This window comes from Allobosea sp. RCC_152_1 (assembly GCF_041360765.1).
GTDB lineage: Bacteria > Pseudomonadota > Alphaproteobacteria > Rhizobiales > Beijerinckiaceae > Allobosea > Allobosea spartocytisi.
Genome location: NZ_JBFUPU010000003.1, coordinates 525,946 through 548,616, shown reverse-complemented (window position 1 = coordinate 548,616; position 22,671 = coordinate 525,946). Strand labels below are relative to the sequence as shown.

General features: G+C 65.1%; 25 protein-coding genes. 14 read left to right on the top strand and 11 right to left on the bottom strand.

The window, feature by feature from the left end:
• Nucleotides 1-117: 117 nt before the first annotated feature.
• From AB6806_RS14425 to AB6806_RS14410, 4 genes are all read left to right on the top strand, one after another.
• Complete coding sequence (locus tag AB6806_RS14425) at nt 118-1,665, top strand: AMP-binding protein (RefSeq protein ID WP_142023281.1); 1,548 nt, start codon at nt 118-120, stop codon at nt 1,663-1,665.
• Nucleotides 1,666-1,751: 86 nt separating this feature from the next.
• Nucleotides 1,752-2,720: an ABC transporter permease gene (locus AB6806_RS14420; RefSeq protein WP_142023282.1), complete on the top strand. Its 969-nt coding sequence runs from the start codon at nt 1,752-1,754 to the stop codon at nt 2,718-2,720.
• Entirely contained in the window at nt 2,717-3,628 is a 912-nt protein-coding gene (locus AB6806_RS14415; protein ID WP_038367113.1) for an ABC transporter permease, read from the top strand. The genes AB6806_RS14420 and AB6806_RS14415 overlap by 4 nt, the downstream gene beginning before the upstream one ends.
• A 167-nt stretch (nt 3,629-3,795) precedes the next feature.
• Complete coding sequence (locus tag AB6806_RS14410) at nt 3,796-4,155, top strand: response regulator (RefSeq protein ID WP_370954802.1); 360 nt, start codon at nt 3,796-3,798, stop codon at nt 4,153-4,155.
• Here the strand turns inward: AB6806_RS14410 and AB6806_RS14405 are convergent, their stop codons facing one another.
• Nucleotides 4,156-5,094: a sensor histidine kinase gene (locus tag AB6806_RS14405; protein WP_185748067.1), complete on the bottom strand. Its 939-nt coding sequence runs from the start codon at nt 5,092-5,094 to the stop codon at nt 4,156-4,158. It lies immediately after the preceding gene.
• 201 nt (nt 5,095-5,295) lie between these two features.
• Between AB6806_RS14405 and AB6806_RS14400 the strand changes: the two genes are divergently transcribed.
• Entirely contained in the window at nt 5,296-5,568 is a 273-nt protein-coding gene (locus AB6806_RS14400) for a hypothetical protein (protein WP_038367116.1), read from the top strand.
• Nucleotides 5,569-5,612: 44 nt separating this feature from the next.
• Here the strand turns inward: AB6806_RS14400 and AB6806_RS14395 are convergent, their stop codons facing one another.
• The 5 genes from AB6806_RS14395 to AB6806_RS14375 all read right to left on the bottom strand — a co-directional run bounded on the left by AB6806_RS14395 (nt 5,613) and on the right by AB6806_RS14375 (nt 7,440).
• On the bottom strand, nt 5,613-5,927 hold the full coding sequence (locus tag AB6806_RS14395; protein WP_051988416.1) for a hypothetical protein: 315 nt from the start codon (nt 5,925-5,927) through the stop codon (nt 5,613-5,615).
• Nucleotides 5,924-6,142, bottom strand: coding sequence for a hypothetical protein (locus AB6806_RS14390; RefSeq protein ID WP_038367119.1), 219 nt, complete (start codon nt 6,140-6,142; stop codon nt 5,924-5,926). The genes AB6806_RS14395 and AB6806_RS14390 overlap by 4 nt, the downstream gene beginning before the upstream one ends.
• Before the next feature lie 71 nt (nt 6,143-6,213).
• A complete protein-coding gene (locus tag AB6806_RS14385; protein WP_038367122.1) occupies nt 6,214-6,435 on the bottom strand; it encodes a hypothetical protein in 222 nt (73 codons plus the stop codon).
• 221 nt (nt 6,436-6,656) lie between these two features.
• A complete protein-coding gene (locus AB6806_RS14380) occupies nt 6,657-6,893 on the bottom strand; it encodes a hypothetical protein (protein ID WP_038367125.1) in 237 nt (78 codons plus the stop codon).
• 82 nt (nt 6,894-6,975) lie between these two features.
• Nucleotides 6,976-7,440 carry a hypothetical protein gene (locus tag AB6806_RS14375; protein WP_370954801.1) on the bottom strand — a complete coding sequence of 155 codons (465 nt, stop codon included), beginning with the start codon at nt 7,438-7,440 and terminating at the stop codon, nt 6,976-6,978.
• Between the two features lie 503 nt (nt 7,441-7,943).
• Between AB6806_RS14375 and AB6806_RS14370 the strand changes: the two genes are divergently transcribed.
• From AB6806_RS14370 to AB6806_RS14340, 7 genes are all read left to right on the top strand, one after another.
• A complete protein-coding gene (locus AB6806_RS14370) occupies nt 7,944-9,845 on the top strand; it encodes an ABC transporter substrate-binding protein (RefSeq protein WP_038367131.1) in 1,902 nt (633 codons plus the stop codon).
• Nucleotides 9,846-9,945: 100 nt separating this feature from the next.
• Nucleotides 9,946-10,950 carry an ABC transporter permease gene (locus AB6806_RS14365; protein WP_142023284.1) on the top strand — a complete coding sequence of 335 codons (1,005 nt, stop codon included), beginning with the start codon at nt 9,946-9,948 and terminating at the stop codon, nt 10,948-10,950.
• A complete protein-coding gene (locus AB6806_RS14360; protein ID WP_142023285.1) occupies nt 10,950-11,813 on the top strand; it encodes an ABC transporter permease in 864 nt (287 codons plus the stop codon). Before AB6806_RS14365 ends, AB6806_RS14360 begins: the two co-directional genes overlap by 1 nt.
• Entirely contained in the window at nt 11,810-12,820 is a 1,011-nt protein-coding gene (locus AB6806_RS14355) for an ABC transporter ATP-binding protein (RefSeq protein ID WP_142023286.1), read from the top strand. The genes AB6806_RS14360 and AB6806_RS14355 overlap by 4 nt, the downstream gene beginning before the upstream one ends.
• Nucleotides 12,817-13,662, top strand: a complete 846-nt coding sequence (locus tag AB6806_RS14350; RefSeq protein WP_142023287.1) for an ABC transporter ATP-binding protein — start codon at nt 12,817-12,819, stop codon at nt 13,660-13,662. The genes AB6806_RS14355 and AB6806_RS14350 overlap by 4 nt, the downstream gene beginning before the upstream one ends.
• Nucleotides 13,659-15,194, top strand: coding sequence for an arabinosylfuranosidase ArfA (arfA, locus tag AB6806_RS14345; RefSeq protein ID WP_038367143.1), 1,536 nt, complete (start codon nt 13,659-13,661; stop codon nt 15,192-15,194). Before AB6806_RS14350 ends, arfA begins: the two co-directional genes overlap by 4 nt.
• Before the next feature lie 15 nt (nt 15,195-15,209).
• Nucleotides 15,210-16,241, top strand: a complete 1,032-nt coding sequence (locus AB6806_RS14340; protein ID WP_081925606.1) for an ArsR/SmtB family transcription factor — start codon at nt 15,210-15,212, stop codon at nt 16,239-16,241.
• Between the two features lie 130 nt (nt 16,242-16,371).
• On the opposite strand, the gene ald is transcribed toward AB6806_RS14340, so the two are convergent.
• Nucleotides 16,372-17,487 carry an alanine dehydrogenase gene (gene ald / locus AB6806_RS14335; protein WP_142023288.1) on the bottom strand — a complete coding sequence of 372 codons (1,116 nt, stop codon included), beginning with the start codon at nt 17,485-17,487 and terminating at the stop codon, nt 16,372-16,374.
• A 134-nt stretch (nt 17,488-17,621) separates the two neighbouring features.
• Here ald and AB6806_RS14330 point away from each other — a divergent pair, with 134 nt between their 5' ends.
• Entirely contained in the window at nt 17,622-17,804 is a 183-nt protein-coding gene (locus AB6806_RS14330; protein WP_142023289.1) for a M20 family metallopeptidase, read from the top strand.
• Between the two features lie 86 nt (nt 17,805-17,890).
• On the opposite strand, the gene AB6806_RS14325 is transcribed toward AB6806_RS14330, so the two are convergent.
• The gene (locus AB6806_RS14325) at nt 17,891-18,790 is read right to left on the bottom strand and encodes a LysR family transcriptional regulator (RefSeq protein ID WP_038367151.1); all 900 of its coding nucleotides are present in this window, start codon (nt 18,788-18,790) and stop codon (nt 17,891-17,893) included.
• Nucleotides 18,791-18,927: 137 nt separating this feature from the next.
• Here AB6806_RS14325 and AB6806_RS14320 point away from each other — a divergent pair, with 137 nt between their 5' ends.
• The gene (locus AB6806_RS14320) at nt 18,928-19,845 is read left to right on the top strand and encodes an alpha/beta fold hydrolase (RefSeq protein ID WP_370954800.1); all 918 of its coding nucleotides are present in this window, start codon (nt 18,928-18,930) and stop codon (nt 19,843-19,845) included.
• 59 nt (nt 19,846-19,904) lie between these two features.
• On the opposite strand, the gene AB6806_RS14315 is transcribed toward AB6806_RS14320, so the two are convergent.
• The 3 genes from AB6806_RS14315 to AB6806_RS14305 are packed head-to-tail and all read right to left on the bottom strand — an operon-like array spanning nt 19,905 to nt 22,671.
• A complete protein-coding gene (locus tag AB6806_RS14315) occupies nt 19,905-20,588 on the bottom strand; it encodes a hydrolase (protein ID WP_191125553.1) in 684 nt (227 codons plus the stop codon).
• A 41-nt stretch (nt 20,589-20,629) separates the two neighbouring features.
• Complete coding sequence (locus AB6806_RS14310; RefSeq protein WP_191125554.1) at nt 20,630-22,255, bottom strand: MFS transporter; 1,626 nt, start codon at nt 22,253-22,255, stop codon at nt 20,630-20,632.
• The gene (locus tag AB6806_RS14305; RefSeq protein ID WP_370954799.1) at nt 22,252-22,671 is read right to left on the bottom strand and encodes a DoxX family protein; all 420 of its coding nucleotides are present in this window, start codon (nt 22,669-22,671) and stop codon (nt 22,252-22,254) included. Before AB6806_RS14305 ends, AB6806_RS14310 begins: the two co-directional genes overlap by 4 nt.

Below are 22,671 nucleotides of genomic sequence, written 5' to 3'. Positions count from 1 at the left end.
CGCCCTGGCTTGACACATATCCGAACATAATATCAATATTCAATCACTGTTATTGTAATTCGATACTTCCTTGGCCGACATATGCGCGTCGACCGGGCGAGCATTCCGGGGTACGACATGCAGACCGACGCCATCACGATCGGGCAGCTCTGGGACAGGCGCGCTGCCGCGGATCCCGCACATGTCTATTGCCGCTTCGGGGAGCGCGACTGGTCCGTCGGCGAACTCGATGGCCGGATCAACCGGCTGGCGAACGCGTTGCTGGCGATGGGATTGCGCAAGGGCGACCGTGTCGCCGTGATGCTGCCGAGCCATCCCGATCACATCGTCACCATCTTCGCGCTGGCGAAGGCGGGACTGGTCCGCATCCCCGTCAATGTCCATCTCAAGGGCGCCTCGCTCGACTTCGTCTTCGATCGCTTCGCGCCGCATGCGCTCATCGCCGATCGCAGCCATGCCGAGCTGCTCGCGCCGATCACCGCGCGGCTGCCGGAGCTCAAGCTGGTCTGGCGCGGGGGCGACGGTCCGGGAGAGTTTTCCCGCTTGATCGATGCCGCTTCGCCTGGCCGGCCGCCCGTCGATGTGCTGGCCGACGACATCATCGCGATCACGCCGAGCTCCGGCACCACCGGCGAACCGAAGGGCGTGCTGAAGAGCGACCGCAGCCTGCGTGCGGGGCCGATGGGGACGCTGGCGCTGACCGGCGCCAGGGCTGGAGACGTCTTCCTGCTCTGGGAGCCGTTGCATCATGGGGCCGGCGTCGCCGTGCTGATCGCGGCGCTGATGGAGCCGATCACGCTCGCCATGGTCGAGAAGTTCAGTGCCTCGCAGTTCTGGGACCAGGTCCGGCGCTACGACGTCACGCATATCCACTATCTCGGCGGCGTCCTGCCGCTGCTCCTGAAGCAGCCGGAAAGTCCCCTCGACCGGCAGCACAAGGTTTGCATGGCCTGGGGCGGCGGCTGCCCGATCGATGTCTGGCGGGCCTTCGAGGAACGCTTTGGCGTCGTGTTGCGCGAGGGTTACGGGCTCTCGGAAATGACGACCTTCGTCACGATCAATCCGGAAGGCCGGCTCGGTTCTTGCGGGCGCGCCCTGCCGTTCTACGATGTGAAGCTGCTCGGCGAGGACGGGCAGGAGGTGCCTGTCGGCGAAGCGGGCGAGATCGTCGTCAGGCCGCGCGAGGCCGAGCTCGCCTTCAAGGGCTATTTCCGGATGGAGGAGGCGAGCGCCGCGCTGGTCAGGGACGGCTGGTTCTCGACCGGCGACCTCGCCCGGCGCGACGAGGACGGCTTCCTGTTCTATGCCGGCCGCAAGAAGGACAGCGTGCGCCGGCGCGGCGTCAACATCTCGGCCTGGGAGGTCGAGCGCATCATCCTTACCCATGACGACATTGAAGAATGCGCGCTGATCGGCGTGCCGAGCGAACTCGGCGACGACGATCTCAAGCTGTTCATCCGCGCGGCCGGCGGACGCAGCCCCGATCCGCTGGCGTTGATCCGCTGGTGCGAGGGGCGGATGCCGTATTTCCAGATTCCGCGCTATATCGAGAGGATCGACGAGTTCCCGAAGACGCCGACGCAGCGGATCAAGAAGAGCGATCTCAGCCGCAGCACCGAGGCCGCTTTCGATCTCGAGCGCTCCGGGCATCGGATCGGCAAATAGCGGCCCCAGCCTGCAGATGAGCGGACGGCGCGAAATCAGATGAATGGCAGCACCACCGAGGCGCGTGAGATGGGCGAGCGCAGATCATGAGCGCCTGGCTGCTGCGGCGCCTGCTGCAGGCGATCTTCGTGGTGATCGCCATGACGGTGATCGTCTTCATCGGTATCAGCGTGATCGGCGATCCGGTCGAGACGCTGATCTCACAAGATGCCGACCAGGGCGAGAGGCTGCGCACCATTGCCGCCTTCGGCCTCGATCGGCCGCTCTGGGTCCAATATCTCTCCTTCCTGAACGGCGCGATCCACGGCGATCTCGGGCGCAGCTTCGTCTATAACGAGCCTGCCCTGCAGGTCATTCTCCAGCGCATGCCGGCGACGCTCGAACTGGCGGTCGCGGCGATGTTGCTGGCGATCGTGATCGGCATCCCGCTCGGCTTGTTCGCCGGGGTGAAACCGCATTCGCCGGTCTCCAAGGCGATCATGACCGGCTCGATCCTCGGCTTCTCGCTGCCGGGGTTCTGGGTGGGACTGCTGCTCATCATGGTCTTTGCCGTGCAGCTCGGCTGGTTGCCCTCCGGCGGGCGCGGCGAGACGCGCGCGTTCCTCGGCATCCAATGGTCGTTCCTGACGCTGGACGGGCTGCAGCACATGATCTTGCCGGCGCTGAATCTGGCGCTGTTCAAGACCTCGCTGGTGATGCGCCTCGTCCGCGCCGAGGCGCGCGAGATCATCCCGCAGGACTACATCCGCACCGCCCGCGCCAAGGGACTTTCCGAGCGCGCGGTCGTGAGCAGGCATCTGCTGAAGAACATCATGATCCCGGTCGTCACCATCGTCGGGCTCGAATTCGGATCGGTGATCGCCTTTTCCGTCGTCACCGAGACGATCTTCTCCTGGCCGGGCATGGGCAAGCTGATCATCGACAGCATTCATGTCCTGGATCGGCCGATGATTGTCGCTTATCTGATGATCATCGTCCTGCTCTTCGTCGCCATCAACCTCCTGGTCGATTGCCTCTACGCGGTGCTCGACCCGCGCGTGAGGACGAGCCGATGAGCGCGCCGGCCTCGCTCGATCAAGTCGTCCCGCCGCGCGCCTCGGGCTTCAATCGATTCGCACGCGCCTTCACCGCCTCGCGCACCGCCGTGGTCGGCCTGACGCTGCTGGCGGTCGTCGTCCTGCTCGCGCTCCTCGCTGCCTGGATCGCGCCGCAGAACCCCTACGACCTGACTCAGCTCGACATCCTGGACGGACGCATGCCGCCCGGCTCGACCTCGGCGAGCGGCATGACGTTCTGGCTGGGCACCGACGACCAGGGGCGCGACATGCTCTCGGCCATTCTCTATGGCCTGCGCATCTCGCTGTTCGTGGGCGTGACCTCCGCCGTGGTCGCGGCCGCGGTCGGCGCCCTGCTCGGCCTCTTTGCTGCCTATGCCGGCGGGCGGATCGAGAGTGCCTTGATGCGCCTGGTCGACCTGCAGCTCTCCTTTCCGGCGATCCTGATCGCCTTGATGATCCTCGCCTTTCTCGGCAAGGGCGTGCTCAACGTCGTGCTCGCGCTCGTCATCGTCGAATGGGCTGCCTATGCGCGCACGGCCCGGGCCAGCGCGCTGATCGAGAGCCGCAAGGAATATATCGAGGCGGCCAGGGCGATGGGCGCCTCGCCCTGGCGCATCCTGCTGCGGCACCTGCTACCGAATTGCCTGACGCCGTTGATGGTGATCGCGACCGTCCAGGTGGCCCGCGCCATTGCGCTCGAAGCGACGCTGTCCTTCCTGGGGCTCGGGGTCCCGGTCACCGAGCCGAGCCTCGGCATGCTGATCGCCAATGGCTACCAGTACATGCTCTCCGGCAAGTTCTGGATCAGCTTCTATCCGGGCCTCGCTCTGCTGTTCACCGTCATCGCGATCAACCTTGTTGGGGATCGGCTGAGGGACGTTCTCAACCCGCGTGGAGCAAGCTGACAGGCTGGCAGCACCGCGGCTGAGGCGACGCGGGCAGGAAGCGCTCGGCTTCATCGAAACCCCGCCGGCTTTCATGCGGCGATCAGGACAACGGACGCAATTCTTTTCAATGCGAGGCAACAAGAGCTGCCGCGGGCAGTTGGCTTGAGAGACGCATCCGAAAGAACATGATGTCGAAGCTGGTTGTCCTGATCGTCGAAGATGAGCCGCTCCTCCGGATGGACGCAGCCGACTTCATCGCGGAAGCCGGATTCGAGGTGGTCGAGGCTGCCCATGCCGACGAAGCCATCGCCATCCTGAATGCCCGCCGTGACATCGCGGTGGTATTCACGGATATCGAAATGCCGGGCTCCATGGACGGCATGAAGCTGGCGCACGCCGTGCGCCTCGGCTGGCCGCCGGTCCTCATCGTGGTGACGAGCGGACGCGTCCTGCCCCCGGAAGGCGATCTGCCGGCGAATGCTCGCTATCTCAGGAAGCCGTACCGGCCAGCCGAGGTGATCGAAGCCTTCCGGGAAGCGGCTTGATCAGTCGGCGGTGAGGGCTTCGATGGGCCCACGGAGCGAAAAGACCACGCCGGCCGGCTGATAGTCCATCCCGGCTGTCCCGCTGAAGTATCCGGCCAAGGCCCGTTCGATCATCCGCGATCCGAAGCCACGGCGGCTGGGCGGCTCGACGGGAGGGCCGCCGCTCTCGCGCCACTCGAAATTGAACTCGCCCTCCAGGACCGACCACGTCACGTCGATACGTCCGTCGTCCTGGCTGAGCGCGCCATATTTCGTGGCGTTGGTCGCCAGTTCGTGGAGCGCAAGCGCCATCGCCAGGGCGGTCTTCGACGAGAGCTCGACGGCCGGACCTTCGATCCGGAAGCGCGACAGGTCGCCATGCCCCTTCAACGATTCTGCGACGAGATACTTCAAGCTCGCCCTTGCCCAGGCGGTCTGTGTCAGGATGTCCTGCGCCGAGGCCATCGTGTTGAGCCGCGCGGTGAAGGCTTCCTTGACGGCGTCAATCTCGGCGCCGCCACGGATCGTCTGATTGGCGATCGCCTGGATCATGGCGACCGTGTTCTTCATCCGGTGCTTCAGCTCGAGCGCGAGCAGGCGTTGCCGTTGCTCGGCTTCCTTGATCGCCGTGATGTCGCGCGACACCGACAGGATCGCCTCGGGCTTGCCGTCCGGACCGATGATCGGGCCGACCTGGACATCCCAGAAGCGAGGATTTCCGGCAAACGTATTGGCGATGCCCTGGAAGCGATAGCTGCGGCCGGCCCGCGCTTCCTCGAGCGCGAATTTGGCGTCTGCGTTGCCCTCATCGGTCCAGAAATCAGGCCAGGGACATCCCTTGATCGCGTTGAAGTCGCTGACCTCCATGATGCGCTGGCCGCCCTCGCTCATGAAGGACAGCCCGCCGGCAAGATCGATGACCTTGATGCAGTCGTCGGACGCCGCCAGCAGGCTGCGCATGAAGCGTGCGTCTCGCAGTTCCGGCGTCGTCAAAATATCCCCGCTCTCGCTCCGCTTGGCGGGGCATTCCCAATTTACGCCATGTACGTGCCACGCGGCCAGATCGATGTCCCTGTCATTTGACATGCAGGACTGTCCGACTCGAAGCTCGGGAGCGGGCCTCGACGAGGAACAAAGAACAGCGCGGGCCGTTCATCCTCGATGACCGATGCGATCAAATCCCAGGACGGCCAGACACACGCTGCGACACACGCCCCGGTTCACGACATGGATCGGTCGCTTCCGCTGGATTCGCCCAAGAATGTCACCCGCAAGAGCCAGCAACTGAAAGCGCGCGCCGTTGCAGGGCGGCATATCGACGAAGCGCTCTCCGACGTGCCGATCTCTGACGAAACCAAGGCTTCGCGGAAGGCGAAACTCATCGACATGCCGGCCGGCACCCCGGATAAGCGCCGCCGCAAGCGGCCGGAATAAAGCTCAGCTTCGTTCCCTGGCCGTGACGGAAGCGGGGCGGTTCGTCACGATGCCGGCTCCTCGTCACGATCGCCGGGTTGCGCGCGCCTGCAAGTTCCACGGGTGAAGCGTTCGATCTCGGCAAGCGCCTCATCCAGTGTCCGATAGGGTTCGAGCTTCATGCTCGCCATCGTCTGCACCGCATGACCGGCGGGCTGGATTCGAAACGCGCCCGGGCTTTCTTCCACAACCTGCCCCATCTCCCGGCCAAGCAGATCGGTCAGCAGCCACGCCGCCTCGCCCGGTTTAGACGTCACGTCGATATCCAAGACAGATTCCTTCGGTTCGTTGCTTGCGACCGCGACGGCCTTGGCTTTCATTTCGGGCGCTTGCCGGCCTTCGGCGTTGCTGCCGCGGTCGCGCGGTCGAGGGCTTCCTTCTGGAGCCGCTGTTCCTTCAGCCTGGCCGTATTGGCGTCGCGGGCCTGATTGACGCCTTCGGCTTCCGACAGGATGCGATTGCGCGACAGGGCTTGTGTCTGCGTCTTGAGGAATGCGGCTTCCGCCTGGGTGCGGGATTTCGAATGTTCGGTCATCTGCTTTCTCCTGATAGGCGGCTGCGGCCGCCCCTTCTGTCCGGTCGCTGATGCCAGCGAACCCATGATCGTCACCGGGAGCCGGATGCCGGCGATTTCGTTGTCGAAAGGACGATCTGGTCGTGACCGATCGCCCTCTCATGTCCGTCAGCGCCTCTGACGCGATACTGGCGCTCTCCGCTCTCGCGCACGGGCATCACGCGAAAGACCTCATAATCTCCCTCTCCCGACCGGTCGGCGAAGCCGAATGAGAGGTTCACGATATCGCCAACCTTGATGATCCGTTCGGTCATGGTTTTTCACTTTCGAGGGCAAGTTGGCCGCCGGGACGCCGTGCGTCTTTGCGACGGGTATCCAGGCGCGCGTCGCAAACGTCCATCGCATCCAGCAGCGCGGCGATACCAACGCACGACGACCCTCGACGGATCGGGATGCAGGTACAAGGCCTGCCTGTTCAGGAAACTGGGCTGGGACAAGATGTCCGCCGATCTGTTTGTGCAAGATCGCCGAAGGCTCAGGCGTGCAAGACCCGAAGCGGCGCCAGTTTCGGCCGATCCCCGCCGACGCGGGCAAACTGGCGAATCTCGGCGAGACTGATCAGACAGGATACCACGGATTCGCCGCCGCTGTTCTCATTTGACCGATCGCGATGCAGGCGGTCGCGGCAGGCGCCGGCATCGAGGTCGACCAGCGATAATGCGAGATCGCTATCGCCCCGGAAACCAGGCAAAGGCACGCGCGGCTTCAGCACACGCCCCCGGCGCGCTGTCCCGAAAGCGTCGCGACCGCTCGGCTGACGTTGCGTTGCGCGCGGAACGGTCGCTGCGATCGCTTCAAGTCTTCGGCATGCCGAGCCTTTCGGCACAGGCCTTGGCGACCGCCGAGTCGGGCGATGTGCTGCCGATCATCGTGGCCCAGCCACCCTTGGCGATGAAATCGCCCTGGCTCCACGAGCTGATCTTCTTCAGCTCGGAGAGTGCGGTATCCGCGTTTGGCTGATTTTGGAAGTTGCTCACGCAGATCGGAGACAAGGCGGCGACAACGGCGTTCTCGGCTCTGAGCTTCGCCAAGCGCTCGCTCGACGCGGCTGTCGACCAGCCGCCCCAGGAAAATCCGACTACCGCCAGGGCGATCGCGCCACCAACGGCACCCCAGATGGCAGGCTTGGTTTGTGAAGGAATCTTCATGATATTTTCTTCCACCCTGCGGAAGAAAATCCTTCCGCAGAACATAATATCACACTTTAAAGAAATAATTCGTAATATTTTATTTTCAAGGACGATGACGAATATTTTCAATTATGTAGAAATTACGTGCGATACTTCGCGCTAAAGCTGCGGCCGGCGCCGATCGAAAACAGTAGGTCCTGAATTTTTCGTAGCTCAAATCTCTCTGCAAATCGCAAATCGCTTGAAATCTCTGGGCGGGAGCGATCCAGCGGCGATGGCGGTGCTCGGGCGCTATGGGCTTGTCCCGGATTCGGGCGGACCCCGGACACCGATCAGGGCGGACCTTTCTCCTCCATCCGGGCGCGATAGGGCGGCCAGAGCCCTGCATATCGTTCGCGGTCGCGCCGGATCGCCGACGCATCAGCCCGGGCGATCTTCACGGCATGGCAAGCGGCGCGGCCGGATGTGGCGGGGCGCTCAAAAGATGCATTATAAGTCATATTTTCAATGTCTTACGTCATTCATATCTAACCTTCTGATATAGACCATATCCATCGTTGCCCCCCTTTTGGGCACCGCCTAAGCTCGCGTCATCGAAGGGCGAACAACGCCCCGTCTTCAGGGAGGTGACGATGACGCGTCTGCGCGCGTGGCTGCTTGCGGCCGCGCTCCTTGCACCCGCAATACCGTTCTTGCCGACGCCGTCGGCGGCCCAGGGCGTTCCGCAGAGCATTCCCCGCAAGGAGCTCCTGATTCTCGAGAATCCGGAAGGGACGATCAAGAACGCGGGCTGGTTCAACATCTGGGCGATCAACGCCGGCAGCCAGTCGAACGGGCTGCAGCAGGCGGCTCTCGACACGCTCTGGTACATCGATCCCGAAAAGGGTCTCGACGGCGCCTGGGACAATTCGCTGGCCGCCGAGAAGCCGGTCTACAATGCCGACTTCACCGAGATGCGGGTCAAGCTGCGGCGCGGCCTGTTCTGGAGCGACGGCGTCGAATTCACCTCCGCGGACGTGAAGGCCACGGTCGATATCCAGATCAAGAACCCGAACATGCGCTTCTCGGCGGTGCTCGCCAATAACGTCGCCTCCGTCGACACGCCTGACGCCGAGACGGTCATCTTCAAGCTCAAGAAGTCCAATTCGCGCTTCCACACCAATTTCACCGTGCGCTGGGGGGCGATCTGGATCCTGCCCAAGCACGTCTTCGAGAAGGTCGAAGATCCCGCGAAGTTCGACTTTAACAAACCCGTCTCGCTCGGGGCCTATACGCTCCACTCCTTCGACCCCGACGGCAAATGGTACATCTGGCAGCTGCGCGAGGACTGGCAGCGCAGCTCGCTCGGCCGGCACGGCAAGCCGGGACCGAAATATCTCGCCTATATCGACCCGGGGCCGCCGGACAAGCGCGTCATCGCGCAGCTCAATCATGAGCTCGACGTCATTCACGACATCGCCCCGGAGGGCATGTTCACGCTGGCAAAGCAGGACAAGGGCACCCGCGCCTGGTTCAAGGGCTTCCCCTATGGCCATCCGGACCCGACCTTGCCGGCGGTGATCTTCAACACCCAGCACGAGCAGCTGAAGAACCGCGACGTGCGCTGGGCGCTGGCGCTGATGATCGACGTCAAGGCCGTGACCATGGCCGCCTATCGCGGCGCCGCGACCATCTCCGCGATCGCCGTGCCGCCGACCGGTATTCATCCGGAGGCCTATCACAAGCCGATGGAGGCCTGGCTCAAGGATTTCGAGATCGATACCGGCAAGAGCAAGATCAAGCCCTACGACCCGACGGTCGGCAAGCAGATCGCCGACATGCTGCGTCCGTCCATGGGCGACCAGATCCCCTCCGATCCGGCGGTGATCGACAAATCCTTCGGCCTCGGCTGGTGGAAGACCAATGTCGCCGCCGCCGGCGAATTGCTGACGCGGGCCGGCTTCCGCAAGCAGGGCAACCAGTGGCTGACGCCTGACGGCAAGCCGTTTGTGGTCAGGCTCATGGTCGAGGGCGACCTCCGGCCGGTCATGACGCGGGCGGGCACGATGATCGTGCAGCAATGGAAGCAGGCCGGCGTCGATGCGCGCATCGACGTTGCGCAGGGCACGCTGCTGACGCGGCGCGCGGCCGGCGATTTCGACGCCTTCATCGGCTGGAGCGTCGAAACCTGGGGCGGCCATCAGGACCTGTCCTACTTCATGGACAGCTGGCATTCGCAGTTCGTCGCCCCGCCCGGCCAACCGCAGCCGCTGCGTAACTGGCAGCGCTGGAGCCATCCGGAACTCGACAAGATCATTGAGGACATTCGCAAGATCGACTTCGACGATCCCAGGGGCGTCGAGCTCGGTCGCGACTACGTCAAGCTGATGACCCGCGAGATGCCGATCATTCCCTTGATGGCCTACAACGTCTTCACCGCGATGGATCAGACCTATTGGAAGGGCTACCCGACCGCCGACGATCCCTACGCGAACCCGGTCACGAACTGGGGCAACTCCCGCTACATGTTCGTGCGCTTGAAGCCGGCCAACTGAGAAACCCGGGCCGCCTCGCCGGGCGGCCCGCCTTCCTCCCAGGACAATCGCCAGCCGGTGACGTCTGCGTCGCACGGACCGGTGGAGCTTTCGGGATCGCATGAGCGCCTACCCCGCCTATCTCGCGAAACGTCTGGCCCAGTTCGCCGTGGTGGTTTTCATCGGGGTCAACCTGGCCTTCGTGATCACCCATGCCTCGCCGATCGACCCGGTCGAGCAGTCGATCTCGGCCGTGACCTCCTTCGGCAGCACCGCGCCCGAGGCGATCGCGGCGATGCGCGCCTCGCTGCAGGAGCTCTACGGGCTCAAGGGCACGCTGGCCGAGCAATACGTCACCTTCTGGAGCCGGGTCCTGCGCGGCGATTTCGGCCCCTCTCTGTCCGCCTTCCCGACCCCCGTCTCGACCCTGATCGGTCGCGCGCTGCCCTGGACGGCGGGTCTGCTGATCGTCTCGACGCTGATCACCTGGGTGCTGGGCAATTGGCTCGGCGGGCTCGCCGGCTACTACCAGCGCAACCGCACGCTGAAGCTGATGGGCGTCGTCGCCATGGGCGTCCATCCGATCCCCTACTACATCGTCGCGCTTCTGCTGCTCATCGTCTTCGGCTTCCTCTGGCCGGTGCTGCCGATCACCGGCGGGTCGGCAATGAACCTGCAGCAGGGCTGGAACTGGTCCTTCGTTTCGAGCGTCGCCCGGCACTCGGTCCTGCCGGCGCTCTCGCTGATCCTGATCGGGCTCGGCAGCTGGTTCCTCGGCATGCGCTCGCTCGTTTCGAACATCGTGACCGAGGACTATGTCGTCTATGCCGAGATCGCCGGGCTCGACAGCCGCAGGGTGCTCGGCTCCTACGTCATGCGCAATGCGCTGGCGCCGCAGGTGACCGGGCTCGCCATGTCGCTCGGCGGCATCTTCAACGGCGCGGTGATCACCGAGAAGGTCTTTGGCTATCCCGGCGTCGGGACCCTCCTTGTCGATGCGGTCTATGCCGGCGACTACGGGCTGGTGCTCGGCGTCACCACCGTCTCGATCATCGCCGTCTCGGTCGGGGTCCTGGTGATCGATCTGCTCTACCCGCTGATCGACCCGCGCGTGGAGCTGCGCTGATGCTGGCCATCCTGCGGGACCTGATCCGCTACAACCTCGAATTCCGGATCGGGCTCGTGCTCGTCGGCATCGTGGCGATGATGGCGGCGCTGTCCCTCGTCTCGCCCTATCCGGCGGGCGACGTCTATGTCGTGCCGCCCGACCTGCCGCCCTCCACCGCCTATTGGCTCGGAACGACCTCGCGCGGGCAGGACGTGTTCTGGCAGCTCACGGCGGCGATCCGCAACACGCTCTTCTTCGGCATCATGGTCGCGGCGCTGTCGCGGGTGATCGCGCTCGTCGTCGGGCTGCTCGCCGGCTACTGCGGCGGCTGGATCGACCGGGTGCTGATGTCGATCAACGACACCTTCATCGTCATCCCGCTCTTCCCGATCCTGATCCTCTTCTACTTCGTCCTGCGCGATTCGATGTCGACGCCGCTGCTGGCGACGATCATGGCTTGCCTCGGCTGGGCCTATGACGCCCGCCTGATCCGCTCGGTCGCCCTTTCCCTGAAGACGCGCGAGTTCACGCAGACGAGCGTCTTCTCGGGGATGAAGACGCACGAGATCCTGGCGCGCGAGCACCTGCCCTATGTGTTGCCGATCGTCTTCTCCACCACGATGAACAACATGAACTGGTCGATCGGCATCGAGGTCACCCTCGCCGTGCTGGGCTTCACCGACATCAACACACCGACGATCGGCGGGATGATCTACTGGGCCAACCAGCATACCGCTCTCGTGGCCGGCATCTGGTGGTGGATCGCCTTTCCCGTCGCGCTGGTGGTGATGACCTTCGTCGGCCTGTTTCTGCTGGCTGTCTCGATGAACGAATATATCGACCCGCGCAGCCGTCTCGCCCGGATGGGAGGCAGCCGATGAGCGGTGGGGACGATGCGGGGCCGGTGCTCGAGGTTCGCGACCTCCAGGCGCATTTCCGCAGCCATTATTTCGGCGTCAACCGCGAGGTGAGGGCGGTGGACGGCGTCACCTTCGCGGTGAACCGCAACGAGATCTACGGGCTTGCGGGGGAATCCAGCTCCGGTAAGACGACTCTGGTCAAGACGATCGCGGGGCTGCTGAAGCCGCCGCTCGAAATGGTCGGTGGTTCGGCCCGCTTTTCCTTCCTGCCGGGCTGGGACGCGATCGGCCGGGCGCCGCCGGATGTGGTGCGCGCCATCCGCTGGCGGCACCTGTCCTACATCATGCAGGGCTCGATGAACGTGCTGAACCCGCTCAGGCGGGTCAGGCACTGTTTTCGCGACTTCGCCTGGCGCCATCTCGGCGGCAGCAAGGCCGAATTCGACGCGCGGGCCGAAGCGCATCTGGAGCGCGTCAAGCTCGACCCGTCGGTGCTCGCCGCCTATCCGCACGAGCTGTCCGGCGGCATGCGCCAGCGTGTGACCATCGCGCTCGCGACGATCTGCAAGCCGGATTTCATCATCGCCGACGAACCGACCACGGCCCTCGATGTGGTCGTGCAGAAAGACGTGCTGGCGATGATCCGCGCGATCCAGTGCGAGATGGGCTCGAGCGTGCTGTTCATCACCCATGACATGGGTGTCCACGCCGCCCTGACCGACCGGCTCGGCATCATGTATGCGGGGCGCCTCGTCGAGGATGGCGAGACGCCCGAGATCTTCTCGCGGCCGCTGCATCCCTATACGCGCCACCTGATCGCGAGCCTGCCGCGCATCGGCGACACGCAGCAGCGCGACGGCCTCGAAGGATCCCCGCCCAATCTGGCGGCGCCTCCGCCCGGCTGCCGCTTTCATCCGCGCTGCCCGCTGGCCATGCCGATCTGTGCAACCACCGTGCCCGCCATGATCGAGAGCCTTCCCGGCCATCGCGTCGCCTGCCATGCGGTCAACGAGGGGGCGGCGGCATGAGCGCGCTGCTCGAACTCGACCGAGTCGGCAAGAGCTTCTCGCGCGGGGGGCTGTTCTCGACGCGCCGCGTCGAGGCCGTGAAGGAGGTGAGCTTCGCCCTCGCGGCCGACAAGCCTGAGATCTTCACCGTGATCGGCGAGTCGGGCTCGGGCAAGTCGACCCTGGCGCGGATGATCCTCGGCATCCATGCGCCCAGCTCCGGCCTGATCAGGCTCGGGGGCCGCGACGTCGCGGCCTATGAGCGGCGCGCCTTCATGGCCGAGGTCCAGCCGATCTTCCAGAACCCGTTCGAGGCGTTCAATCCGCTGAAGCAGCTCGACCGCTATCTGTTCATGACGGCGGAGCGCTTCGGCGGCGCGGCCGACAAAAGCGCCGTCGAGGAACCGGTCGACGAGGCGTTGCGGCAGGTCGGATTGTCGCTCCCGGAAATCGCGGGGCGGTTTCCGCACGAGCTCTCCGGCGGCCAGCTGCAGCGCGTCGCCATCGCGCGTGCCCTCGTCGCGAAGCCCAGGCTGATCGTCGCCGACGAGCCTGTCTCGATGGTGGACGCATCTCTGCGCATGTCGATCGTCAACCTGTTCGGCCGGCTGCGCGACGAGCTCGGCCTGTCGATCGTCTACATCACCCACGATCTCGCCACCGCCTACTACATCAGCGACCGGCTGATCATCATGCAGAAGGGCGTCGTGGTCGAGCAGGGACCGGCTCGTGCCGTGCTCTCGGCACCCACGCATCCCTATTCCCGCCAACTCCGCGACGCCGTGCTCACGCCCGACAGCGCCGGGGCCTTTCGTGCCACCCATCCACGCAAAGCGGTTGAAACATCCGGAGACAGGTCATGAGACAAGCCAGCATCACCTTCGACCGCGCCTTCGCCATCGGCGACACTGATCCGAGGCTCTTCGGCGCCTTCGTCGAGCATCTCGGTCGCTGCGTCTATGGCGGCATCTACGAGCCCGGCCACCCCACCGCCAACAAGCGTGGCTTCCGCAAGGACGTGCTCGAACTCGTCAAGGAGCTCGGGCCGACGATCATGCGCTATCCGGGCGGGAATTTCGTCTCCGGCTATAATTGGGAGGATGGCGTCGGCCCGATCAAGGACCGCCCCGCGAGGCTCGACCTCGCCTGGTTCACCACCGAGCCGAACAGCTTCGGCACCAACGAATTCGTGGACTGGTGCCGGGCGGCGAAGATCGAGCCCATGCTCGCCGTCAATCTCGGCACGCGCGACGGCGACGCGGCGCGCAATCTCGTCGAATACTGCAACCATCCCGGCGGCACGGCCTGGTCGGATCTCCGCATCAAGCATGGCTGGAAGAAGCCGCATGACATCAAGTTCTGGTGCCTCGGCAACGAGGTCGACGGCCCCTGGCAGATGGAGCACAAGACCGCGACGGAATACGGGCGCGTCGCCTATGAGGCGGCGAAGATGATGCGCTGGATCGACCCGTCGATCGAGCTCGCCGCCTGCGGCTCCTCTGGCCGCAACATGCCGACCTATGGCCGCTGGGAGGACGAGGTGCTGGAGCACACCTTCGACCAGGTCGAATTCATCTCGCTGCACACCTACTTCAACAACTACGCCGGCGACACCAAAGCCTTCCTCGCCAGCCCCGACCTGATGGACCAGTTCATCGAGGAGGTCGTCGCGATCTCAGACGCCGTTGCGGCACGCCGTCGCTCCGACAAGCGCATCATGCTGAGCTTCGACGAATGGAACGTGTGGTACCGGACGCGGCGCGTGCGGGCCGACCGCGTCAAGGAAGGATGGCCGGTGGCGCCGCCGATCCTCGAGGAAATCTACTCCATGGAGGACGCCCTGGTCTTTGGCGGCGCCTGCATCTCGCTTCTCAATCACGCCGATCGCGTGAAGACCGCCTGCCTCGCACAGCTCGTCAACGTCATCGCGCCAATCATGACCGAGACCGGCGGTCCGGCCTGGCGCCAGACCATCTTCTGGCCCTTCGCGCAGATGAGCCGGCTGGGACGCGGGACCGTGCTCAAGGCGATCGTCAAATCCGAAAGCTACGAGGCCTCCTATTTCGACCCCAGGGGCAAGCAGGATCTCTTCTATCCGATCGACGCGCCCTATCTGAAGGCGTCCGTGGTCTGCGACGACAAGGGCGTCTCGCTCTTCCTGCTCAATCGCGACCTTGAACAGGGCGTCGAGGTCACCGTCGATGCGCGCGGCTTCGGCAAGCTCACGGTCTCGGAAGCGACCGAACTGCGCCATGCCGACCTGAAGGCGGTCAACAGCAAGGAGGAACCGCTCAAGGTCAAGCCGGCGACATTGAAGAAGGTCTCGACGAAGCCGGACAGCATCACCCTGGCCTTGCAGCCGGCTTCGTGGAATGTGATCAGGCTGGACAGCTGACAGAAGCCCGCGACGATGGACGAGAGCCCGCCACGACACCAGCGCGGCCGCCGCGGCAATCGCGGCGACACGTCGGGCGCGACCAAGCCGCGCGACCGGGGCTTCCTCGTCGTTAACGCCGACCGGCAGTATCAGGTGCTGCGCGGCCTGGCCTCTCCGGTCAGGCTGCGCATCCTGAGGCTGCTCAACCGGCAGGGCCCGAAGAACATCAATCAGATTGCGGAGATCCTCGGTCTGCCGCAATCGACGATCGTGACCAACGTCCAGGTGCTGGAAGAGGCCGAGCTGATCTCGACCTCGCTCGGCAAGGCCACCAAGGGCCAGCAGAAGGTCTGCGCCGCCCGCTATACCGAGATCGTCGTCAATCTCGACCCCGACGATCCCAGCCGCGAGAACAATGTCGTCGAGGTCGAGATGCCGCTCGGGCTGTATACGAATTCGGACGTCTCCGCCCCCTGCGGTCTGTGCTCGACCGAGCGCATTCTAGGGGTGCTCGACGTGCCCGAACTGTTTCTCGATCCGCGCCGCGTACAGGCGGCGCTGATCTGGTTCGGTCGCGGCTATGTCGAATACAAATTCCCGAATAATGCGAAGGTTCTCAACCGCAAGGTCGAAGCCCTCGAATTCGAGATGGAGATGTCGTCGGAAGTGCCGGGGACCAATTCCGACTGGCCCTCGGACATCAGCCTGTGGGTCAACGAGCGCAAGATCGGAACCTGGACATGCCCCGGCGATTATGGGGACCGCCGCGGCGCCTACACGCCGCACTGGTGGAAGCTCGAGGGATCGCAATACGGCATTCTGACGACCTGGCGCATCACGGCCGAAGGCACCTTCCTCGGCGAGCGCAGACTCAGCGATGTCACGATCGAGGAGCTCGACCTCGACCGGCACCACTCGATCAAGATGCGTGTCGGCATCGACGAAAGGGAGGGCAGGCCCGGCGGCGTCAACATCTTCGGCCGCGGCTTCGGCAATCACAACCAGGACATCAAGATGCGGCTGCACCTGCACGCGATGACCGCGCTTCCCCACGCCACGACGTGAGCGTCACCCGCCCAAACACGCCGTAGTCGGACCGCGATCTCAGGCTTTCGCGGCAGATGGCTTCCACGTCAGGAGCAGCTCGGCAGCTCCCGGCAAACCGTCCAGGGAAAAACTGCCGGGAGCCACCGCCTTATGCGGCCAGGGCCTTCTCCACCGATACGCAGGGCGATCGAAGGCTGGCGGCGACCGGTTCGTTCGTGATCTGGCCGCGGTGGACGTTCAGGCCGGCCGCGAGATGGGGATCGCTGCGAATGGCGTCGAGGCCCTTCGCGGCGAGCGCCAGTCCAAACGGGAGCGTGGCATTGTTCAAGGCGTAGCTGGAGGTCAGCGGGACGGCTCCGGGCATGTTTGCGACGCAATAGTGGATCACGCCGTCGACCTCGAAGGTCGGATCGGCATGTGTCGTCGGCCGCGAGGTTTCGAAGCACCCGCCCTGGTCGATCGCGACATCGACGAGAACCGCCCCGCGCTTCATCCGCGAGAGCTGCGCGCGTGACACCAATCGCGGTGCCGCAGCGCCGGGGATGAGGACCGCTCCGATGACCACGTCGGCGGCGACCACCTCCTCTTCGATGGCATGCAGCGTCGAAAATCGCGTGCGGACCCTGCCGCCGAACAACTCGTCGAGCTGCCGCAGCCTTTGCAGCGATCTGTCGATGATGACGACGTCCGCGCCCAATCCGGCGGCCATGCGGGCAGCATGCGTGCCGACGACGCCACCGCCGATCACGACGATGCGGGCCGGCGGAACGCCGGGCACGCCGCCGATCAGGATGCCGCGCCCGCCTGCATGGCGCTTGAGGGAAACGCCGGCGGCCTCGATCGCGAGCCGTCCGGCGACCTCGCTCATCGGCGCCAGAAGTGGCAACCCGCCAAAGCGGTCTGTCACGGTCTCGTAGGCAATGGCGGTGACGCCGGACTGTACCAGGCCGGCCGTCTGTTTCGGGTCGGGGGCGAGGTGCAGATAGGTGAAAAGAATCTGGCCTTCACGCAGCTGCCCCCACTCCGTCAGCTGCGGTTCCTTGACCTTGACGATCATATCCGCCGAGGCGAACACCTCGGCAGCGTGGCCCACAATCCGCGCTCCGGCTGCCTCATAGGCTGCATCCGGGGCGGAGATACCAGTCCCGGCTCCTGCCTCGATCAACACCTCGTGGCCGGCGGCAACATATTCCCGGGCGGCTTCCGGCGTCAGCCCGACGCGATATTCATGGACCTTGATTTCCTTGGGGACGCCAACGCGCATGATTTCCTCCAATCGGCTTGCGGGATCGATGTGTCGTCTCGATCAGCGTCGAGATTCTACCAGGAAACACCGTATCGCTCCCGGCCCCTGTTCGCGAAGGCCGGCGAAATCGGCCGTGATCTTGGGGGGGCGATTTGAGCGCGACGCGCGGCAGCTTTGGCAGCGACGGCAATTTCACGTCGAGCGTCGGGACCTCGACGCTCGACGGGCTGGGCGTCATCGGGAACGAGTGGCACTTGCCGCGCGAGCACATTCTCGTATCGGCCCTGCCGCGCAGGGAAGCGCTGCTGAGGCACATGATCTTGCGCCTGCGCTGACGCCTCAAAATCCGATCGCAGGTCTCGCTGCTGCATGAGAGGCGGCGGCGAGAAGCTTTGTCGTCCGTCCTGCTGCGGATTGCGCCTCAGCGTTCCCAAGGGGGCGGATCGCCGAAGGCGCGGCGAAGGCAATCTGCGAAGGCGCGCAGCTTCGCCGAGGGGCGGCGACCTTCGGGATGGGCCAGGTGAATGAATTCGGTTTCAGGCTGAACGCCGATGTCGACGATGCGCAGACCGCCGCTCCGGATCTCGGCGCTTGCGATGAACAGCGGCAGCAATGCGATGCCCAGACCCGCCAGCGCGGCATCCCGCATCATGTCGCCGTTGTTGACCCGCAGCGCCGGGCGCCCGCGCACGCTGATGGCGCCCTCGGGCCCGCGGAACCGCCAGTCGCCCACGCCGCGGTTCGTGTAGAAGATGCCGTCATGCCCATCGAGCTCGGCCAATGAGCCGGGCGTCCCGCGCCGCGCGAGATAGTCCGGCGACGCGACGAGAGCCCGCCGGCTCGGCGCCAGCGTCCAGGCGACGAGGCGCGAATCCGCGATCGGCCCATGGCGCAGCACGGCATCAAAGCTGTCGGAGCCGGCGTCGATACGGCGGTCGTCGAGGTCGAGCGTCAACTCGATCCGGGGATGCCGGGCCAGAAAAGGGTAGATCGCCGGGCCGAGATGCATCCGGCCGAAGGTGACCGGTGCCGAAATCCGCAACGCTCCGACGAGGGCGCCCCGCCGCTCCGCCATATCGGCCGCAGCCTCCTCGACATCCCGGGCGATACGGGTGGCGCGGGTGAGAAAGGCGGCTCCGTCCTCGGTGAGCGTGAGCCGGCGCGCGCTGCGATGCAGGAGGCTCGCGCCCAGGCCGCGTTCCAGCTCGGCGAGGCGGTCGCTCACCACCGATTTCGACAGGCGCAGCCGGCGGGCCGCCTCGCTCAGAGAGCCGGCCTCCGCGATCGCGACGAAGGTTGCGATGCCGTCGAGCTTCAACATCGTTCGGTTTTTCCGGATCTGAATTTCGCTGATGCGATGCTAATCCGAACGTGAGGCCAATGCTACGTTGCGTCACGCCAACGGGGCTGACAGCGACGGTCGCAGCGACCGCCCTCCCGACAGGCGGGAGATTTGGGATGTTGAAGCTCGCTTTAGCACTTGGAGCGATTGCCATGGCCACCCCGGCGGTCGCTCAGGTTTCCGACTTTCCGGCTTCCTTCAAGACACAGGAGATCGCGACCAACGGCGCGACCATCCATGTTCGTGTCGGCGGCCGGGGCCCGGCGGTGGTGCTGCTGCACGGCTATGGTGAGACCGGCGACATGTGGGCGCCGATGGCGGCCGATCTGGCGCGGGACTACATGGTGGTGGTGCCCGATCTGCGCGGGCTCGGCCTGTCGTCGAAGCCGGCCTCCGGCTTCGACAAGAAGACCCAGGCCGGGGACGTGGCCGGCGTGCTCGACGCGCTCAAGATCGAGCGAGCCAATCTGGTGACGCATGACATTGGCAACATGGTCGGCTTCGCCTTCGCCGCACAATATCCGCAGCGCGTCGGCCGCTTCGCTCTCATCGACGCACCCGTACCCGGCGTCGGCCCCTGGGAGGAGATCCTCAAGAACCCGCTGCTCTGGCATTTCCGCTTCGGCGGGCCGGACATGGAGCGGCTCGTGGCCGGCCGCGAGCGCATCTATCTCGACCGCTTCTGGAACGAGTTCTCGGCAACGCCGGCGCGCTTCACCGAGGCGTCGCGCGAGCATTACGCCAAGCTCTACGCATTGCCCGGCGCGATGCATTCGGGCTTTGCCCAGTTCGCGGCCTTCGATCAGGACGCGATCGACAACCGCGCTTTTCTGAAGGCCGGCGGCAAGCTCACCATGCCGGTTCTGGCGCTCGGCGGCGAGAAGTCGTTCGGCACGACGATGGCGGTGGTCATGCGGGATGCTGCGACCGACGTGACCGAAGGCGTTATCCCCGATTCCGGTCATTGGATCCTGGAGGAGAACCCCACGGCCACGATCGCCATGGTCCGCCCCTTCCTCGACAAGGGGCGTTGATCCATCCGGGCACGGACGGAGGTCACGGCCGAAAGCGCCCGGCTGTGACCTCCCGAACCTCAGGCCTTTGCCGGCCGAGGGCCGATCCGCTCGCCATGGACGACACGCTCCGGCGCGCCGTGGACCATCGTATAGGCGTAGTCGACGCCCATGCCATAAGCGCCGGAATGCTCCTTCACGAGGGCCATGACCGCGTCATAGCTTTCGCGGCGAGCCCAGTCGCGCTGCCATTCGAGCAGAACCTGCTGCCAGGTCACCGGGACCACCCCGGCCTGCACCATGCGGTCCATGGCGTATTTATGCGCATCGACCGAGGTGCCGCCGGAAGCATCGGCGACCATGTAGATCTCGTAATCGCCTTCCAGCATGGCGCAGAGCGCGAAGGTCGTGTTGCACACCTCGGTCCAGAGGCCGGAGACGACCACTTTCTTGCGGCCATTGGCGGCGAGCGCGTCGCGGACATTCTGGTCGTCCCAGGAGTTCATCGAGGTGCGCTCGAGGATCTTGTTCTGCGGAAAGACCGCCAGCAATTCGGGATAGGTATGGCCGGAGAAGCTCGTGGTCTCGACCGTGGTGATCGTCGTCGGAATGCCGAAGATCTTCGCGGCCTTGGCCAGGCCCACGACATTGTTCTTCAAGACCTGTCGATCGATCGACTGGACGCCAAAGGCCATCTGCGGCTGCTGGTCGATGAAGATGATCTGGCAATTCTGCGGGGTGAGGACTTCGAGATATTTCGTCATAGGGCTCTCCTGTTCGTGAGTGGTTGAATGGCGCGACCGCATCAGGCCTTCGTTCCTGCAGGGGCATCGGCAGGACGGGCCGGCGGATCGACATGGAGGAAGTGGCGGACGACCGGCCCTTCCTGCCCGGCATGGAAGCGCCTGACGTCCTGCTGGATATCGGCATCGGCCTTCGAGACGCGGCGATGCTGGCGCAGATGCTCGGCCCAGGACGAGACCATGAACCACTCCACGAGCTTCTCGGGGTCGGCCGTGTCCTCGGTGATGCCCCAGCCATAGGCTCCGTCGCGGCGCCGCTCGATCGACAATTCGTTGATCGCCCGCAGGAACACCTCCCGATCGGCAGCCGGCACGCGGTATTCGATCAGGATCAGAACGGGGCCGCGATCATTGCCGACCTCCGCCGCGACGAGCGGTTCTGGCCAATGATTGGAGGGCGCGAGATCGGCCTCGCCCGCGGGCAGCTTGATCCGGTGCATCACGATTCCGGCGACGAGCAATACGGCCGCGCCGATCAGCAAGGTGCCGCGGATGCCGGCTGCTTCCGCGACCGCGCCCCAGCCGAGGCTACCGGCGGTCATCGCGCCGTTGAACACGGTGAGATAGACGGCAAGCGCCCGCCCACGCACCCAGTTCGGCAGAATGGCCTGCGCAACGCCATTCAGCGTCGTCAGCGCCACGATCCAGGCCATCCCGAGTACGAGCAGGATGACGATCGCGAGCCATTGCGGTGGCGACAGCGTCAGCGCGGCCATGACCAACGCTGTGAGCACGGCCGAGAGCAGCAGCAGGCCATCGGCATCGAGACGCTCCCGCAAGCGCGGCAGGATGACGGCACCGCCGATCGCGCCTGCTCCAACCGCGCCGAGCAGGACGCCGTAGAAGCTGGCGCCGCCGCCGAGCAGATTGCGCGCGACCAGCGGCAACAGGGCCCAGACGGCGCTGGCGCAGCCGAAGAAGATCGCCGCGCGCAGCAGCACGCGATGGAGCTCCCGGCTCGCTTTGGCATAGCGCAGCCCGGCCCGGAACGCCCCGGCAAAGCGCTCGCTCAGCGCGTCGTCGGCGCCCACCGGGCGGCGCCACCAGAACAGCGCTCCGATCACCAGCACATAGCTCAGCACGTCGGCGCCATAGGTGAAGCCGGCGCCGAAGGCGGCGAGGATCAAGCCGCCCAGCGCCGGGCCGATGGCGCGCGAGATGTTGATGCCGAGCGAATTCAGTGCCACGGCGCTCTTGAGATCGGCCTTGCCGACGAGTTCGGGCACGATCGCCTGCCAGGTCGGCGCCATCAGCGCCGCGCCGATGCCGCCGAGAAAGGTGAGCCCGACCAGGGCAGGCACGCTGAGCTGGCCGAGGCTCGCCAGCGTCATCAGCGAGAGGCTGACGCAGCCGAGCAGGATCTGGATGGCGATCAGGAATTTGCGGCGGTCGAGGATATCCGAGAGCACGCCGGCCGGGATCGCCAGCAGGAAGATCGGCAGCGTCGCCGCCGCCTGCACCAGCGCCACCGCGGCGGGTGCGCCGGAGAGGTCGGTCACCAGCCAGGCGCTGGCGACGTCGCGCATGAACGAGCCGATATTGCCGATGATCGTCGCCGCCCAGAGGACTGCGAAGACCTTCTGGCGCAGCGGCGCAAAACCGGAGGCCTGAGAGGTGGTGCCGGTCATAACACTGTTTCCTTTTGCCGGCTAAAATCGTCGAGCGCCACGATGATGAAGCCGCCGATCAGGCCGAGATGCTCGAAGAAGGCGTTCATCGCCATCATTCGCCCCTGGCCGGCAGGCATTTCCCAGAAGCGCAGGGCGACGAAGGTTGCAGCCAGCGTGAACATGGCGAGCGCCAGCGCCGCGAGCCAGCGCCAGCGGCCAAGCAGGATGAGCGCGCTCATCGCGAGTTCGAAGACGATAACACCGATCGCGAAAATCGGCGCGGGCGACAGGCCGAAATGGGCCATCTCGGCGATGGCGCCCTCGAAATCGAGAATCTTGGTCACCGGACCCTGGATATAGGCGGCGCAGAGCAGCAGCAGTGCCAGCCAACGCAGGCCGCGCATCGGCTGCGAGTCGTGGTCGTTCGCTGTCAT